The organism is Paenibacillus turicensis, assembly GCF_017873435.1.
In the GTDB taxonomy this organism is placed as follows: Bacteria; Bacillota; Bacilli; order Paenibacillales; family Paenibacillaceae; genus Fontibacillus; species Fontibacillus turicensis.
This window is the reverse complement of sequence record NZ_JAGGKG010000007.1, coordinates 149856-165073: the sequence shown is the minus strand read 5'-3', so window position 1 is coordinate 165073 and position 15218 is coordinate 149856. Positions and strand designations below refer to the sequence as shown.

Here is a 15218-nt window from a genome sequence, read left to right as displayed (position 1 = left end):
TAATTGTCTTTATTTTGTACCACGAACCTTAAATGTACATTAAAAACAATTAAAAAGGAGATAAAACAATTTATCCCCCTACTAGGCCCTGCCTATGCGCGTATATAGCAAGCTGTGTCCGATCCTCCAACTCGCATTTTAAAAGCAAATTACTGACGTGCGTTTTAACCGTTTTTATACTAATATGTAATTCCTCACTAATGTCCTTGTTTGTTTTTCCTTCTGCAATGAGTAATAAAACTTCCTTTTCACGATCCGTCAGATTAACATAAGTTTTTTGTACGGATTGTTGACGTATGCCTCTAGTTAAGGCTTGAGCAACTTCACCAGTCATCACGGGTAGCCCTTTAGACACACCATCTAAAGCATGAATCAATTCCTCCGCGGAGACGGTTTTGAGTACATAACTAACGGCTCCAGCCTCTACCGCCTGCACAACCAAATTATCCTCCATGAAGCTAGTTAAAATAACAATTTTTAAATCTGGATGTATAGCTACGATCTCTTTCGTCGCCTGTGCCCCATTCATGATCGGCATCATCAAATCCATTAATATAATATCAGGCAAAGGATCAAGTCTACCTTGCTTAATCATCTCTACAACTTCTTTCCCATCCGTCGCCTCTGCGATGACCTCAAAACGCTGATCAAGCATTAAATACGTCTTTAATCCCATTCTGACCATATCATGGTCATCTACAATCATAATTTTAATTTTCTCACTCATCCGCATTCCCTCCCTGCTCCTGCTCAAAATTCGGAATATGCACACGTATCGTTGTTCCCGCACCAGGCTTACTAATAATTTCTACGTGTCCACCTAGCTTCTCAGCCCGTTCCTTCATCGTTGATAATCCGTAGGAGCCTTGCTTTTGATAGGAGTTCGAGAAGCCTTGTCCATCATCACTAATACTTAATACAACCTGACGTTTATCCTGATGTAATGACAAGCTAACTAAGTTGGCTTGAGCATGTTTGACGATATTTGCAATCGCTTCTTGGATAATAAGAAAAAGCTGGTGCTCCTTTGCTTCAGATAATTCACCTTGTAAATCTACATCCTTGATTCCTTTTAAGCCATTTTGCCGACAATAATCAGGAAACCATTGGTCTAAAGCCTCCTCTAAAGTTTTATCTACAAGCTCCATTGGACGAAGCTGAGCGATTAAAGCTCTCATTTGCTTTTGTGCTAGGTTGGACATTTGAATGAGTTGGCTCATTACATTACGTGCACCATCCTCATTACTTTCCAGCACCTTTGGTAATGAAGATGCCGCCATATGAATCGCAAATAACTGCTGGCTTACCGTATCATGTAAATCACGTGCCATTCTTCTTCTTTCTTCCAGTACTGCTTTTTCTGCGGCTTGCTCTTTTTCTAGTACATCATTTTCACCCAACAATTGAAGCAGCTTCATTTTTTTTTCAACTGCTTCAATCATCGTATTAAACTCCTGATATAGACTTGCAAAAGATTGATCCACCGTTTCAGGCATTCTAACCGATAAATTCCCCTTTGCAACCTGAAGCATATTAAGATGAAGTGGATCTATCCGACGTTGAACTCGTTGCCCTGCAATATATCCTGCAATAAGTACAAAAGGAATAACCCTTGCAATATGATAAACCCAACTATAACGACTGTTGACAGTGATTTCCCCGTAAATAACCCCAATATACATACTCAAAGCGGAGAGTCCAGCTGTTAACAAAAAATAAAGCAACAATTCCCACTTTGTATTTTTTATAATTTGACGTAACATCATTACCCCACCACATTAACTTTAATGTCGCCAATAAATGTATTGACGTTAAGTTTAATAGACTTATTCGTCTCGCCATAATGCAATGTTTCCTTCTGGAAATTAGCCAAAAAGCTACCATGCTTTTCACCAAGCGCATCGATATCCCCTAAAAAAGCATTACCTTGCATTTTAATTGATAAATCCATATCGTTTGGGACAAATATTTTCACATCTCCAATGAAAGCAGATACGTTAATTTTAGTTTCACCATATGGAATCTGTGCCTTGGTAAGATCAATAATGGTGTCACCAATAAAGTGAGAAACATTAGTAGGATAGAGCTGAAAGTAATCGCGACCAAGATGCACATCACCAATGAAATTATGTTTCTCTATTTTTTTTCCATAAACATTTTTATATTCTTGATTTCCATTGCTATCAGACTTATTTTTATGTGCAAAACCTTTTTGCTCATATTTATGAAATGGATCCTGTTCAGTTTGATGGAATTCATTTTGCTGCTGATTTTGCTCTTCACCGTAAAAGTTTTTTTCCTTAAATAAATCATCTAAGGAGGACTTCATTTCTGGTGGTGGCATATATTCATTTTGTGTAGGTCCAAAATCAAAATTATTTTGTTCCTCGTGTTTTTTGTCATACTTATACTTATTTTTTTGAGATTTTGGTTTAAATATAATTTGAACCCCAACCATGATAAGTACTGCGGGAATTAAAAGATTAAAGAAAGTCGTAGATCCGATATAGACATAACCTGTATTTCTACCAAGAAAATATAACCCGATAATAATTAATACACCGCTACCTACAAAATTTCCACTTTTGAACCCGTTATTAATAAAATTACTTAATCCAGCAACAATTAAAATTAATGGCCAAAACATGGAAATTAAATCTCCAACGCCATAGTGGATATAGCCCATTTGATTAAGTAAAAATAAAGCACCAAGCCCAATAAATAAACAACCCCATAAAAATCGGCTAAATAAATTTCTCAAGCTAATGACCTCCTGACAAACATTTCTTGTTATGTATAGTGTACACGATATAGCCGTTGTTCAATAGTATGCCAGAGAATGAAATTCATATCGGTCTAGAGACTGAGATGCTTAGTGAAAGTTAAGCTAAATATATCTAACCAAAGCATAACGTAAGCACTAGACAAAAAAAGCACCCTTATAAAAGGATGCTTTTTTATAGGTACCATATATATGGTATACAGAACGCATACTTGTGCTCACCATTATTGTTGGTTTTGAGAAGTATGATTCATTGCTGCGTTTTGAGAATCTTTCACTTTTTTCTTCAATGTTGTGTTTGTTTCTTCTGCAAATTCTGCATTAAACTTCTCGTTAGGTGTTTTGTATCCTGGAGAAGCAGCAGCTTTATTATTTTGGTTTTTAGCCATTGTCATTCACCTCCATCCACTTAATCCGAGTAATGAACTAAATCTTACGACGAAGTCCTTACCCGTAAAGTATTATGTGGATAAAAGTTTAAATTTATTCAAAGCTAGAATAACTAGATCACCTAAATGGCATTTTTCCATAAATCTTCGGGGATTTCCTTGCTTACTTCCATCACTTTGCCTAACTCTAAGAGCATCGCTTCGGTTAGCTTGCCATTGCCTTTACGGATAAGCTGAATATCAACTTCCTTTTTGCCCCATTCCTTATATACTTGCTTTTTTGTATTAAAATATAAGTCGATTTTTTTCCCTTTGATGGCAGAGCCTTTATCTGCAACGACACCATAGCCATACCCAGGAATATAAAAAATAGTGCCTAACGGAAATAGCTTTAAATCAGCTGCAATGGTGGATACCGTCTTTTTATCTCTTCTTACCTTAACCCCAGAATACGTAATCCCATAGTCTGGATGGTTAGGCCGTTTGCCTGTTGATTCATAACCTGCAGTGTACCCTGTTGCTACAACCGTTACTGTCCTAACATCCTTTTTTTCTGGAGTTGTTTTTTTTTGGGTAACTGGTTGCTTGTCTCCGTCAATCTCTTTTGCTTTAACCGCTTCAATAAAGTTAAGCTTCCCCAAGCTTGCTTGATGCTCATGTTGCTGTACATCCTCCTTTTGCGGCTCTAAACCTGAAAGCATAGGCAACAATAATAAAGTTATAGCAGCACACTTCCACATCGTAAAATGACGCATCTAAAACCCTCCCTTTTGCTAAAAGGATTGCCAGATGCGTCACTTTTCATACAATATTAATTTTTACAAAATGAAGATCTATTTCTTATCTCTAAAAAATAGTGTGATTAGAAATATCGTCTTTTAACATCCCCACTGCTTCATCTAAAGACTTAACTCCAATGTCGCCTTCCCCACGTTTACGGATCGCAACAGAAGCACTATTTTGCTCATTTTCACCCACTACGAACATATATGGAATCTTCTCTAATTGCGCTTCACGAATCTTATAGCCCAATTTTTCATTACGTAAATCCGCTTCCGCACGAACACCACTTGCTCTTAACTTATCCTCAACTTCACGCGCATAAGCTTCAAATGCAGTAGAAACTGGAATGACCTTCGCTTGCACAGGAGATAACCATACAGGCAAGTTACCCGCAAAGTTTTCTAGCAAGAATGCAGAGAAACGTTCCATAGTACCTAAAATACCGCGGTGTAATACAACTGGACGGTGCTTTAAGCCATCATCACCAACGTATTCAAGCTCAAAACGTTCAGGAAGCAAGAAATCAATTTGAATAGTAGACAAAGTTTCTTCTTTTCCTAATGCAGTTTTAACCTGTACGTCTAGCTTAGGACCGTAGAATGCCGCTTCGCCTTCTGCTTCATAAAATGGAAGACCTGCTTCTTCTACTACCTCGCGTAACATTCGTTGTGCAGTATTCCACATTTCATCATTTTGGAAATATTTCTCTGTATCCTGTGGATCACGGTAAGACAAGCGGAACCGATATTCCTCAAATCCAAAGTCATTATATACCTGCTTAATTAGATCTAACACACGAGTAAACTCACTTTTAATTTGATCAAGTCGGCAGAAGATGTGTGCGTCATTAAGAGTCATTGAACGTACACGATGTAAGCCAGTTAATGCGCCAGACATTTCATAACGGTGCTGCATGCCAAGCTCTGCAATCCGGATTGGTAAATCACGATAAGAATGCATACTGCTCTTATAAACAGTCATATGGTGAGGACAGTTCATCGGACGAAGCACTAGTGCTTCATTATCCATTTCCATTACAGGGAACATATCCTCTTGGTAGTGCTCCCAGTGTCCAGAAGTTTTGTACAATTCTACATTACCAAGCACTGGAGTATACACATGCTGATAACCAAGACGTTCCTCAATATCAACGATATAACGTTCTAAAGTACGGCGAAGAGTTGCACCTTTTGGTAGCCAGATTGGCAAACCTTGACCCACCAATTGATTGAAAGTAAAGATGTTAAGCTCTTTACCTAATTTACGGTGATCACGTTTTTTGGCTTCTTCAAGGAAATGCAAATGCTCATCAAGCTGTGCTTTTTTCACAAATGCAGTACCATAAATACGTTGAAGCATTACATTTTTACTATCTCCACGCCAGTAAGCTCCAGCAACACTTAACAATTTAAACACTTTAATTTTGCCAGTAGAAGGAACATGTGGTCCACGACAAAGATCAAAAAACTCGCCTTGATCATAAATTGAAATTTCACTATCCTCAGGAAGATCCCGAATCAATTCTAATTTATAAGGATCACCTAATTCTGTGAAGATCGCAATCGCTTCTTCGCGGCTAACATTTCTTCTTGTGATTGGCAGGTTTTCACCAATAATACGTTCCATTTCCTTTTCAATCTTTTGCAAATCCTCAGGATTCAAGGAATTTTCTAACTCCATATCATAATAGAAGCCATCTTCAATTGTTGGTCCAATACCAAGCTTAACTGCTTTATTCCCGTATAAACGCTTCACAGCCTGCGCCATCAAATGCGCTGTACTGTGACGCATAATCTCTAGACCATCTGGAGAATCAAGTGTAATAATTTCCACCTTTGCGCCATCTACTAAAGCAGTATTTAAGTCTACCGCTTTTCCATCCATTTTACCTGCAATTGCATTTTTACGAAGCCCACTGCTAATCGATGCAGCTACATCCTCCAAAGTGTTGCCTTCTACATATTCCCGAACAGAGCCGTCTGGTAAAGATACTGAAATTGCCATTTTACTTCCTCCTTAGTACTGTAGTGTTTTTCACTTCAACTTAAGCTCCAAAGACAGACATTTTAGCTATCCATATACGTCTATATGTACACAAAAAAGCCCGCCCCTGGAAAGGGACGAGCATTAATTTACCCGTGGTTCCACCCTCATTTAGCTAGTTTGTCACTACAAAAGACAAGTAACCCTTAATTGAGTATGATATAACGGTCATCACCCGTTTTTCCTTAGTAATATTAAACATGGTAACACCCAACAATGGTGTCTACACAAGCAAACATATTCAGGAAAACAGCTACAAAGTGGTAAACCAAAGCTGGTTACTGAAGGGACTTACAGCCAAGATCCCTTTCTCTGGAACAGTCCTTATCTTTGATTCATGTCTTTATCAACGCCTTTAATACACAACATTATAATATTGCGTTTTCCAAACGTCAAGCCATACCTTAATCTAAGTCATTTTTACTTTAATTTGTACTTTTTTGACCATGAATCATCTGACAAGTGGTACAACCCGTACATACCTCTACGCGTTCACCAAATATACGCTTAATTGTCGTTATAATTACAGCTTGTGGCTCCATCGTATGAAGGACAATGCGCTCTGGAGATAATGTAATTAAGGTGCTGACAATTGCATCCTCCATTTCGAGCTCCTGATCAGCAATGCGGGCAACTACCCCTTGAACATAGTTGACATTAACTTCCTTAAACTGTTCATTTAAAATGTTAAACTCACTGTCATGATCATGTATTAAATGTAATACTGGGGTCAGTGGCTCCTGGTAATAAACAAAATATTGTAACAAGCTAATAAATTCTTCATATTGCCGATCAAGCAAATATTCTTCAATTGCATATTGCATCGTGTCTTGCAATAACCGAGTATACTCCTTCAACCAAAAAGAAATAAAACCTTCGACATGAAGTAATCGATGTTGGCTAAAGTAGTCCATACAAGCTGTGGCAATTTTTTCAATTCTAAAATTACGCGAGCGTTTGTTTTCTGTTGTATCCACAAGCAAATCCATACAGAAATTGTACAACTTAACAAATTCATCTTCTTCTTGAGCCAAGCTCTCTTTTTTAAGCATGACTTTTACCAATTGTGGTTCACATTCATTGACAATATATTTTGCAACTGCTCTAGCTAGCTGTGACTTTTCTTCTTCCTCTTTAATAAAAATTTGGATCTCATGAAAAGGCTTATTCCAATCCTGCTCCGATGAAATATGTAGCCGAAAGTGTTGTTTATTTCCACATTCCTTAGTGATATAGGTTGCAAACTGTTGTCCTGATAATGCATTCAAACTCAATACCCGAAAAATAAACAATCCCATTTATGTGAACCTCCCTCCACTTCCTCTACAAAGTATATGGTGGGGAGCAGAGGGATATACAAAAAGGACGAATGGTAACTATTTCACTTCATCCTCCCATACAACAAGATGAGGACTCTCATCTAAAATAGATTCGTATTGCTCTTTCCACCCATACTTCATTTCACTATCCAGCTTCATATAACGTTCATATTTATAACGGCGATCTTGCTCATCCGCCCATCCAAAATGCTTTAAACGTAGCGGATGACACCAATAAGAAAAATGCGTCACTTCTAAAGGAAACCTTCCGCAATGCTGTGGTGTTTGCTTCCACGTATAATTAATTTCAGGACGATAGCGTACTAAAAAAGGCCGATAGCTCTGGTGTGCATTCCAATAAGCATCATCCCGATAATGCGTTTCACTCCACATATCATACAACCTAAAATACACAGCATCATAATCACTTTGTGATACAATTTCATCTATCATATTTTTAGCATTTGGTTCAAACATTTCATCTGCATCTAGACTTAAAATCCAATCGGGGTTACCGCTAACCGTCTCCTTCCATTGCTGTTGTCTCAGCTCCACTTCGTTATGAAAAGCAGATTTAGCATTTGTGATGAGCCGTAATGGAATTCCATGAAGCAAGTCTTTGCATATTTCTGCCGTGTTATCGGTACTTCCATCATCAATAATAACTGCTTCTTGAATATATTCTCGGTGCATTAATAAGGCTTTGGACAAATAACGATCCGCTTCATTATGGACAATCATCGATAAGGTTACTTTGTTGTTTAAATCATACATTACTTCTGATTCACCTCCTCAAGCCTTTTTGCCAAATAAGCTTGATTCGCTAACATGCTTGGATGAGTGGGGTGAAATGATAATGCCTTTTCGTTGCATTCGTTCGCTTTAACATATTGGCCTAACCGATCATAACAAACACATAGCTGCAAATAAGGTAGCCAAGTCCAATAAGCATGAATAGTAAAAGCACCAGTTACAGGTGGCTTTCCTAGTTGAGTTGCTGTCGTATACCAGAAAATAGCTTCGTTTATACGGTCTTGTTCTACAAATAAAGCACCTAACCGACAGCATACCTCTGCTCTTGGCGGAGCAAATTCCATAGCGCGGAACAATGAACGAAATTGAAGCTCAAGCTTATTTAGATGACTGTAGCAATCAGCAAGCTTTTGACATGCCGCAATTTGATCCTCTACCCACCCTTGCTTTGTTGCTAGGAATGCCTCATATTGCTCAGCAGCTTCATCAAACATCAAGTGATCCATCAGTTCATTTCCATAATAATAGAGATCTCTTGGTTTAAAGCTTTCCCCTAGCTCTACCCTCTTTTTATAAATACGTAAGTTACGATCGGAATACGTTTTTTCCTTTTTATGGGTGATTGAAATCTCACTTTGCATAATATTTCCGTACACTTCCAAATACTCATGTACAACACCAATCCAACGAAATCCTTTAGAGCGTTTAACTAGCCGGTTTCGCTTTAAGCTTGTAGTAGGTTTGCCATTGGCATCAAACGCAAGGTTATAGTTCATCATGACACTATCTACATCAAAAGAAAGCTCGTATTTGAGACGAAGGAAGGCTTGACGATCCTCTTCTAAAATCACATCATCTGCATCAAGCCACATAATATATTGTTTTGTTGCCTGATCAAATGCATAATTACGAGCAGCCGCAAAGTCATCGATCCAAGAAAAATCATAAATGGTTGCATTAAATTGGGCTGCAATTTCTTTAGTTCGATCTGTAGAACCGGTATCGACAATAATGATTTCATCAGCAATTCCTTGGACAGAAGCCAAACATCTCCCAATCGTAGGCTCCTCATCCTTCACAATCATACATAAGCTAATCGAGATTCCACCTGCTTCTTCTCCCCTTAGCGCACGCTTGTAGTTTTCCACTCCTTCTAAATCAGATTCCCTATAAATATGATAAGCAGGCTGATGTGTATCTACATACATGGAGAAGCCTAGTGCTGCTGCACGGATACAAAAATGACGATCCTCTCCCCAGAAGGACACATTAGGCAAGCGTTTGAAGCAAACACCACTTTCTAAAGCTTTGTGACTTATTAGCGTACATGCCCCTAATCCCCCAACCTCATAAATACCTGGAACTTTCATTTTTTCTAAAAAAATCGCTGCTTCCTGTTGAGCTTGTGCTTCATCCTTTTTGCTCGGAATTTGAGAAAATGAATACTCATCCATCATCCAAACTTGAGGAAGTGGTTCTGTGTCAGGTTGCCATCTTGTCCAGAAAATATTAGAAATAATATCCTTGTCTGAAGCTTCTAATCTGGATAGTGTATCAGGTGATAAAACTAAGTCGGAATCCACTAAAAATAAACCATCATAGGTTGCTTCAAGTGCATATTCAATAATTCCATCCTTCATTTGAGCGACTTTATCAACCAACTCATCGTTCCAATAATGAGTATATTCATTTTTTTGATAGGATTCAGTTGAGCTATTTTTAACAATAATTGTATTGCTATGTTTTTGCTGAAACTGGTCTAGTAAATCAATTGACTCCTGTTCCTCATTGTTATCTACGAAATAAAAATCAACCTCAAATTCATTAATGTCAAGCTCATCAAGTGATTGTAAAAAAAGCTTTAATATTGCTGGGACTTGCTTAATTGGACTTGCGATTAAAATACGGTTCATGATATCCCCCTTTTCAAGAAAAACTCATGGCACTTCACTAATCCTACATCTAGATTAGCAAACGTTATTCTTAACTTATTCAAGTTATTCATTTTAAGCACAACAGAGAACAAAATTTGATATAAATAGCTTGTTACTTATTTCACTTTAGATACTTAACTTATGAAGCATATGTTATAATCGGGGAAGTTAACCTCGAAATAGGAGGAGATTATATGGGTAAGGATAAGAAATTTATAGGATTCTGTATTTTTATTTTAATGCTTATTATGACATCTTGTAGCAATAAACAGTTAGAAGTTAATGATCAATGGCAATTATTCCGTAAAGAAAAACTAACTTTAGAAAAAGTAATTGATTTATCTCATAAAAAACAAGAGCTGTCATGGAATGATTTTGATCGTTATGACAGTAAGGAGATTGGTAGTGGACTATATATATTACGTTATGAAATAGAGGAAGGCTATTACCTTTTGATTGGGGGAAATCATCCAACACAAAAGCCTCTATATATTAAATTGATTCAAACCAAAAATCCAGAAAATTATATCGATATTAGAAAAAATAGTGTAGAGGATTTTATTTCTAAATAAAGAAGCAAGAACAAAGAGATTAATACCCAAAAAAGTTAAAGGGAGCAATGATAGCTCCCTTTTGTCATGTATATCAGTAATTACTGCTTAAGCTATACTTTTTATTATTATGTTATTCTATGAATGGACCAAACAATACCTTGTGATCCACCACCTATATCAAGTGGAATCGTCAGCCCCGATGCATTATAGAAGAGCACAATGGTATCTCCGGCATTTAGCTCCACATCTCCGGCTATTGTAACTGTCCCACTACCTAACACTGCACGAAGTGTTAAAAGAGCGAGACTTGTATTTAAAATTGGGAACAAGCCTGTTATTAAATCTGTAGCTGTTGGTGTAGTCCTACGGATAACAAAGGCTGGATTGATACCCGCTCCAAGAGAAACTCCAATGGCTGCCGTAGTTGCATAATTAATTGTAGCCTGAATGGAATATCTTCCCGTAGTTGGAGCCGTATAAATCCCACTCGCTTCATTAAAATTGCCACTATCAAAATAAGGTGAAGTTACAGTCCAGCCTGATAATTGAGCACTTGCACTCAAATTCAATGTTGAAATAAATGCAGAGAATCCCTCTGTCAACACATTTGGTCCTGTCGCGCCCGTTACACCCGTCGCTCCTGTGCCTCCCGTCGCGCCTGTCGCACCGACTCCTGTCGCTCCCGTTACACCTGTTGCTCCTGTGCTTCCCGTCGCGCCTACGCCTGTCGCGCCCGTTACACCCGTCGCTCCTGTGCTTCCCGTCGCACCTACACCTGTCGCGCCCGTTACACCCGTCGCTCCTGTGCCTCCCGTCGCGCCTACGCCTGTCGCGCCCGTTACACCCGTCGCTCCTGTGCCTCCCGTCGCGCCTACTCCTGTCGCGCCCGTTACACCCGTCGCTCCTGTGCCTCCCGTCGCGCCTACACCTGTCGCTCCCGTTACACCCGTCGCTCCTGTGCCTCCCGTCGCGCCTACACCTGTCGCGCCCGTTACACCCGTCGCTCCTGTGCTTCCCGTTGCGCCTACACCTGTCGCTCCCGTTACACCCGTCGCTCCTGTGCCTCCCGTCGCGCCTACACCTGTCGCGCCCGTTACACCTGTCGCGCCTGTGCCTCCCGTCGCGCCGACTCCTGTCGCGCCCGTTACACCTGTCGCGCCCGTTACACCCGTCGCTCCTGTGCCTCCCGTCGCGCCGACTCCTGTCGCGCCCGTTACACCTGTTGCTCCTGTGCCACCCGTCGCGCCGACTCCTGTCGCTCCCGTTACACCCGTCGCTCCTGTGCTTCCCGTTGCGCCTGTCGTTCCTGTTCTTCCAGTCGCTCCAGCTATCCCCACTCCAGTAGCACCTGTAGCTCCTGTTGTACCAATTACCCCTATAGCATCGGCAGACATCAAGATGACATTATCAACTAAAATACCACCCACTGATGGATCAGGAGCCAAGCTAAACGAAATCTGTGCCATAGCTGCACCTGCTGGGACAACGGAGGTGACCGCTTCAACGGTCTGCCATTGTGAGTTAAGAAAAAAGCCCTGTGGTACAACTAAACTCAAACCGGCACCTAGATAAGACAAACTACTATTAAAATAATTAACTGTAATAACTACTGCAGGACTTACACTAGTTGAAGGAGTTTTAGTTAATGAAGCAGACACAAACAAACCTTCACCAGGTGTGACTGTTACGATTTGCTGTAACGATGTAGATGGAGTTCCCCCTAGTAGCTCTACACTTTGAATACCCGTTTTTCGATAAGAGTTTAATGTTGCATTTACAAAGGACCATGAAGTGAATCCCGAATCAAAATAAGGATTCAAAAGCCTATTTCTTAACTGAATTGGCATCTAATCACCTCTCGAATTTTTTAAAATATAAGCTAACACCAAGAACGTTTAAATCGAGAGGAAATTCAAGTAATTGTTCTTTTAAAAAGTTTTGAATCCTTTAAATTTTATACTGGCATCCAAGGCTAGCTTATATGTTCAGAATTGAACTATTCTAACCTTATTCAATTTTCTGTTTTTAATCACTAAAAAAGGAAAAAAATAATTATTTTTGTATTTGCTTTATCAAGTCATCGCCAAAAAAGCTATCCTATGTAGTTTTTTACCTACAGAGAATAGCCTTTGACTGATCGTTATTATGTTAATGTTACTAAGAGAAGCACTCTTAGTTTTGCATTGTAAAATCACGCTCAATTGAAGCCGCTTCGTCATCAAATACACGCAATATATCATATTTAGTGTTACGCTGTGCAGGAACTTTACCTGCTTCACGAATAATAGACAATATAGATTCAATATTCACTTTATAAGTTGCACCAGCAGAGGACACTACATTTTCCTCAATCATTGTACTACCAAAATCATTACATCCATAACGAAGTGACAGCTTACCAATTTCAGGTCCCATAGTGACCCAAGAGGATTGGATATTTTTAATATTATCTAGCACAATCCGACTAATCGCTACTGTTTTCAAATATTCCTCAGGAGTTTGTCGTTCAAGCTTCAAATTCGTATTATCTGGCTGGAAGGTCCACGGAATAAAGGCAAGAAAGCCCTCAGAATCATAACCATTTTGGACACATTCATCTTGTGCATCACGAACACGCATAAGATGAAGGGCACGTTCTTCCATCGATTCGCCTAAACCAATAACCATCGTTGCTGTCGTGTTCATTCCAATCCGATGTGCGGTTTGCATCACATCCATCCAGTCTCTCCAAGAGCCTTTAAGCCGACTGATTTTGCGGCGAGTGCGGTCATCTAAAATCTCTGCACCCCCACCTGGCAAGGAGTCAAGCCCAGCTTCATGAATTTGTCTAATTACCTCTTCCAAAGAAAGTCCGTCTGACACTTCCTTCATCTTCACAATTTCTGCTGGTGAAAATGAATGCATCGTAATCTCTGGAAAACGTTCTTTAATCGCTTTGAGCAAATTCGTATAATAGCTAAATGGAAGGTTAGGATTTGTTCCTCCCTGCATTAAAATTTCAGTCCCACCTACATCAATGGTTTCTTGTATTTTTTGAAAAATAACTTCATCAGGTAATACATAACCTTCATCAGAACCAGGTCTACGATAAAAAGCACAAAAACGACAATAGACATCACATATGTTGGTATAGTTCACATTGCGTCCAATAACAAATGTCGTGATTGGCTCTGGATGCATACGCTCCATAATTATGTTAGCGACATTTCCTATTTTTTCTATTTCATTTGATTCAAATAATGCAATCGTATCCTCTACATCTAAGCGCTGTCCTTGAAGTGCTTTATCTAAAATATGATCTATAGCAGCCATACTATTATGCGCCTCCTTACTTCTATCAAAAATATAATATAAATTTAAAATAACTACGGCTAATATCGTATCATAATCATGAGCATAAAAACAGCACCCGTCACATTCACAACAGACAAGGTGCTAAAAAATCTATTTATTTTTCAGGTGCCTGATCTAAATCAGCTATCAACCCTCCTGTATTTCACGACGCGCTGCTTCTAGCGCTTGATCTAAATCAGCAATAATATCATCCACGTGCTCAATGCCAACAGAGAAGCGAAGTAGTGTATCATCTACACCTACTGCTTCACGAATTTCAAGTGGAATATCAGCATGCGTCTGCACAGTAGGATAAGTCATCAACGACTCAACCCCACCTAAACTTTCAGCAAAGGCAACCAACTTAATATGTCGCAAAACCGGCTCTATATATCTAGCATCTGTTAGCTTAAAGGAGAAAATCCCTGTATTGCCACTAGCTTGCTTTTTTTGAATATCGTAACCTGGATGATCTTCAAGACCTGGATGAAATACCTCAGCGACTTGTGGGTGTTCTTTTAAATGCTTAGCAACAGTAAGTGCATTGCTCTCATGACGTTCCATGCGTAATGCTAATGTCTTCATCCCACGCATCAGTTGATACGAGTCCGTTGGACTTAACACTGCACCAATGGAATTATGCAAAAATCCAACCTGCTGAGACAAAACCTCTCCTTTTGTAACAATAAGGCCTGCAAGTACATCGTTATGTCCACCCAAGTATTTCGTTGCACTATGAACCACAATATCTGCACCTAGCTCTAACGGACGTTGGAAGTATGGAGAAAGCAAAGTATTATCTACTATTGTTAATAGCTGATGTTGTTTGGCCCAAGCGGACACAGCCCCGATATCTGTCACCATCATTAGAGGATTCGTTGGTGTTTCAATTAAAATTGCTTTTGTATTAGGCTGTCGTACCTCCTCTAATGCCGCTAAATCGTTTGTATCTACGTAAGAGGAGCTAATTCCGAACTTTGAAAGAATTTGTTCAAGTAAACGATATGTCCCGCCGTATAAATCCAAAGAAACGATGAAATGATCGCCTTGAGCAAATAAAGTAAAAACTGTTTGTAGTGCTGCCATGCCAGAGCTACAGGCAAACCCCGCATCACCTGATTCTAAATCCGCGATCGCCGCTTCGAGCACAGACCGTGTAGGATTTTTTGTACGAGCATAATCAAAACCAGTGCTTTGTCCTAACTTAGGATGTCTAAAAGCGGTGGCTTGGTAGATTGGATAATTAATTGCCCCTGTTACTGGTTCCTCTACTGACCCTATTTGTGCTAATCTACTTTCAATGTGCATTTTTTTATCATTCAACGTAG

General features: G+C 39.3%; 13 protein-coding genes. 1 reads left to right on the top strand and 12 read right to left on the bottom strand.

What is annotated here, in order from left to right:
• Positions 1–70: 70 nt before the first annotated feature.
• From J2Z32_RS09335 to J2Z32_RS09295, 9 genes are all read right to left on the bottom strand, one after another.
• On the bottom strand, positions 71–727 hold the full coding sequence (locus tag J2Z32_RS09335) for a response regulator (RefSeq protein WP_210088889.1): 657 nt from the start codon (positions 725–727) through the stop codon (positions 71–73).
• A complete protein-coding gene (locus J2Z32_RS09330) occupies positions 720–1766 on the bottom strand; it encodes a HAMP domain-containing sensor histidine kinase (protein ID WP_210088888.1) in 1047 nt (348 codons plus the stop codon). The genes J2Z32_RS09335 and J2Z32_RS09330 overlap by 8 nt, the downstream gene beginning before the upstream one ends.
• Positions 1766–2761: a cell wall-active antibiotics response protein LiaF gene (gene liaF / locus J2Z32_RS09325; protein ID WP_245251341.1), complete on the bottom strand. Its 996-nt coding sequence runs from the start codon at positions 2759–2761 to the stop codon at positions 1766–1768. Before liaF ends, J2Z32_RS09330 begins: the two co-directional genes overlap by 1 nt.
• 245 nt (positions 2762–3006) lie before the next feature.
• Positions 3007–3171, bottom strand: a complete 165-nt coding sequence (locus J2Z32_RS09320) for a hypothetical protein (RefSeq protein WP_210088887.1) — start codon at positions 3169–3171, stop codon at positions 3007–3009.
• A gap of 122 nt (positions 3172–3293) precedes the next feature.
• The gene (locus J2Z32_RS09315; protein ID WP_245251340.1) at positions 3294–3926 is read right to left on the bottom strand and encodes a 3D domain-containing protein; all 633 of its coding nucleotides are present in this window, start codon (positions 3924–3926) and stop codon (positions 3294–3296) included.
• A 91-nt stretch (positions 3927–4017) separates the two neighbouring features.
• Positions 4018–5958: a threonine--tRNA ligase gene (gene thrS / locus J2Z32_RS09310; RefSeq protein WP_210088886.1), complete on the bottom strand. Its 1941-nt coding sequence runs from the start codon at positions 5956–5958 to the stop codon at positions 4018–4020.
• A 464-nt stretch (positions 5959–6422) separates the two neighbouring features.
• Positions 6423–7295: a putative sporulation protein YtxC gene (ytxC, locus tag J2Z32_RS09305; RefSeq protein ID WP_210088885.1), complete on the bottom strand. Its 873-nt coding sequence runs from the start codon at positions 7293–7295 to the stop codon at positions 6423–6425.
• A gap of 78 nt (positions 7296–7373) precedes the next feature.
• The gene (locus J2Z32_RS09300) at positions 7374–8090 is read right to left on the bottom strand and encodes a glycosyltransferase family 2 protein (RefSeq protein WP_210088884.1); all 717 of its coding nucleotides are present in this window, start codon (positions 8088–8090) and stop codon (positions 7374–7376) included.
• Positions 8090–9982 (bottom strand): glycosyltransferase, encoded by a 1893-nt coding sequence (locus J2Z32_RS09295; protein ID WP_210088883.1) that lies wholly within the window; start codon positions 9980–9982, stop codon positions 8090–8092. The genes J2Z32_RS09300 and J2Z32_RS09295 overlap by 1 nt, the downstream gene beginning before the upstream one ends.
• Positions 9983–10197: 215 nt before the next feature.
• Here J2Z32_RS09295 and J2Z32_RS09290 point away from each other — a divergent pair, with 215 nt between their 5' ends.
• The gene (locus tag J2Z32_RS09290) at positions 10198–10575 is read left to right on the top strand and encodes a hypothetical protein (protein WP_210088882.1); all 378 of its coding nucleotides are present in this window, start codon (positions 10198–10200) and stop codon (positions 10573–10575) included.
• A 107-nt stretch (positions 10576–10682) separates the two neighbouring features.
• Here the strand turns inward: J2Z32_RS09290 and J2Z32_RS09285 are convergent, their stop codons facing one another.
• From J2Z32_RS09285 to J2Z32_RS09275, 3 genes are all read right to left on the bottom strand, one after another.
• The gene (locus tag J2Z32_RS09285; RefSeq protein ID WP_210088881.1) at positions 10683–12404 is read right to left on the bottom strand and encodes an NTTRR-F1 domain; all 1722 of its coding nucleotides are present in this window, start codon (positions 12402–12404) and stop codon (positions 10683–10685) included.
• A 325-nt stretch (positions 12405–12729) separates the two neighbouring features.
• Entirely contained in the window at positions 12730–13869 is a 1140-nt protein-coding gene (mqnC, locus tag J2Z32_RS09280) for a cyclic dehypoxanthinyl futalosine synthase (RefSeq protein WP_210088880.1), read from the bottom strand.
• A 168-nt stretch (positions 13870–14037) separates the two neighbouring features.
• Complete coding sequence (locus tag J2Z32_RS09275; RefSeq protein ID WP_245251348.1) at positions 14038–15198, bottom strand: PLP-dependent transferase; 1161 nt, start codon at positions 15196–15198, stop codon at positions 14038–14040.
• Positions 15199–15218 lie beyond the last annotated feature (20 nt).

Coding starts and splice junctions, on each gene's coding strand:
- J2Z32_RS09290 (WP_210088882.1), top strand. CDS start 10,198: ATGGGTAAGGATAAGAAATTTATAGGATTCTGTATTTTTATTTTAATG.
- J2Z32_RS09330 (WP_210088888.1), bottom strand. CDS start 1,766: ATGATGTTACGTCAAATTATAAAAAATACAAAGTGGGAATTGTTGCTT.
- ytxC (WP_210088885.1), bottom strand. CDS start 7,295: ATGGGATTGTTTATTTTTCGGGTATTGAGTTTGAATGCATTATCAGGA.
- J2Z32_RS09315 (WP_245251340.1), bottom strand. CDS start 3,926: ATGCGTCATTTTACGATGTGGAAGTGTGCTGCTATAACTTTATTATTG.
- J2Z32_RS09335 (WP_210088889.1), bottom strand. CDS start 727: ATGAGTGAGAAAATTAAAATTATGATTGTAGATGACCATGATATGGTC.
- J2Z32_RS09320 (WP_210088887.1), bottom strand. CDS start 3,171: ATGGCTAAAAACCAAAATAATAAAGCTGCTGCTTCTCCAGGATACAAA.
- J2Z32_RS09295 (WP_210088883.1), bottom strand. CDS start 9,982: ATGAACCGTATTTTAATCGCAAGTCCAATTAAGCAAGTCCCAGCAATA.
- thrS (WP_210088886.1), bottom strand. CDS start 5,958: ATGGCAATTTCAGTATCTTTACCAGACGGCTCTGTTCGGGAATATGTA.
- J2Z32_RS09285 (WP_210088881.1), bottom strand. CDS start 12,404: ATGCCAATTCAGTTAAGAAATAGGCTTTTGAATCCTTATTTTGATTCG.
- J2Z32_RS09275 (WP_245251348.1), bottom strand. CDS start 15,198: ATGCACATTGAAAGTAGATTAGCACAAATAGGGTCAGTAGAGGAACCA.
- J2Z32_RS09300 (WP_210088884.1), bottom strand. CDS start 8,090: ATGTATGATTTAAACAACAAAGTAACCTTATCGATGATTGTCCATAAT.
- mqnC (WP_210088880.1), bottom strand. CDS start 13,869: ATGGCTGCTATAGATCATATTTTAGATAAAGCACTTCAAGGACAGCGC.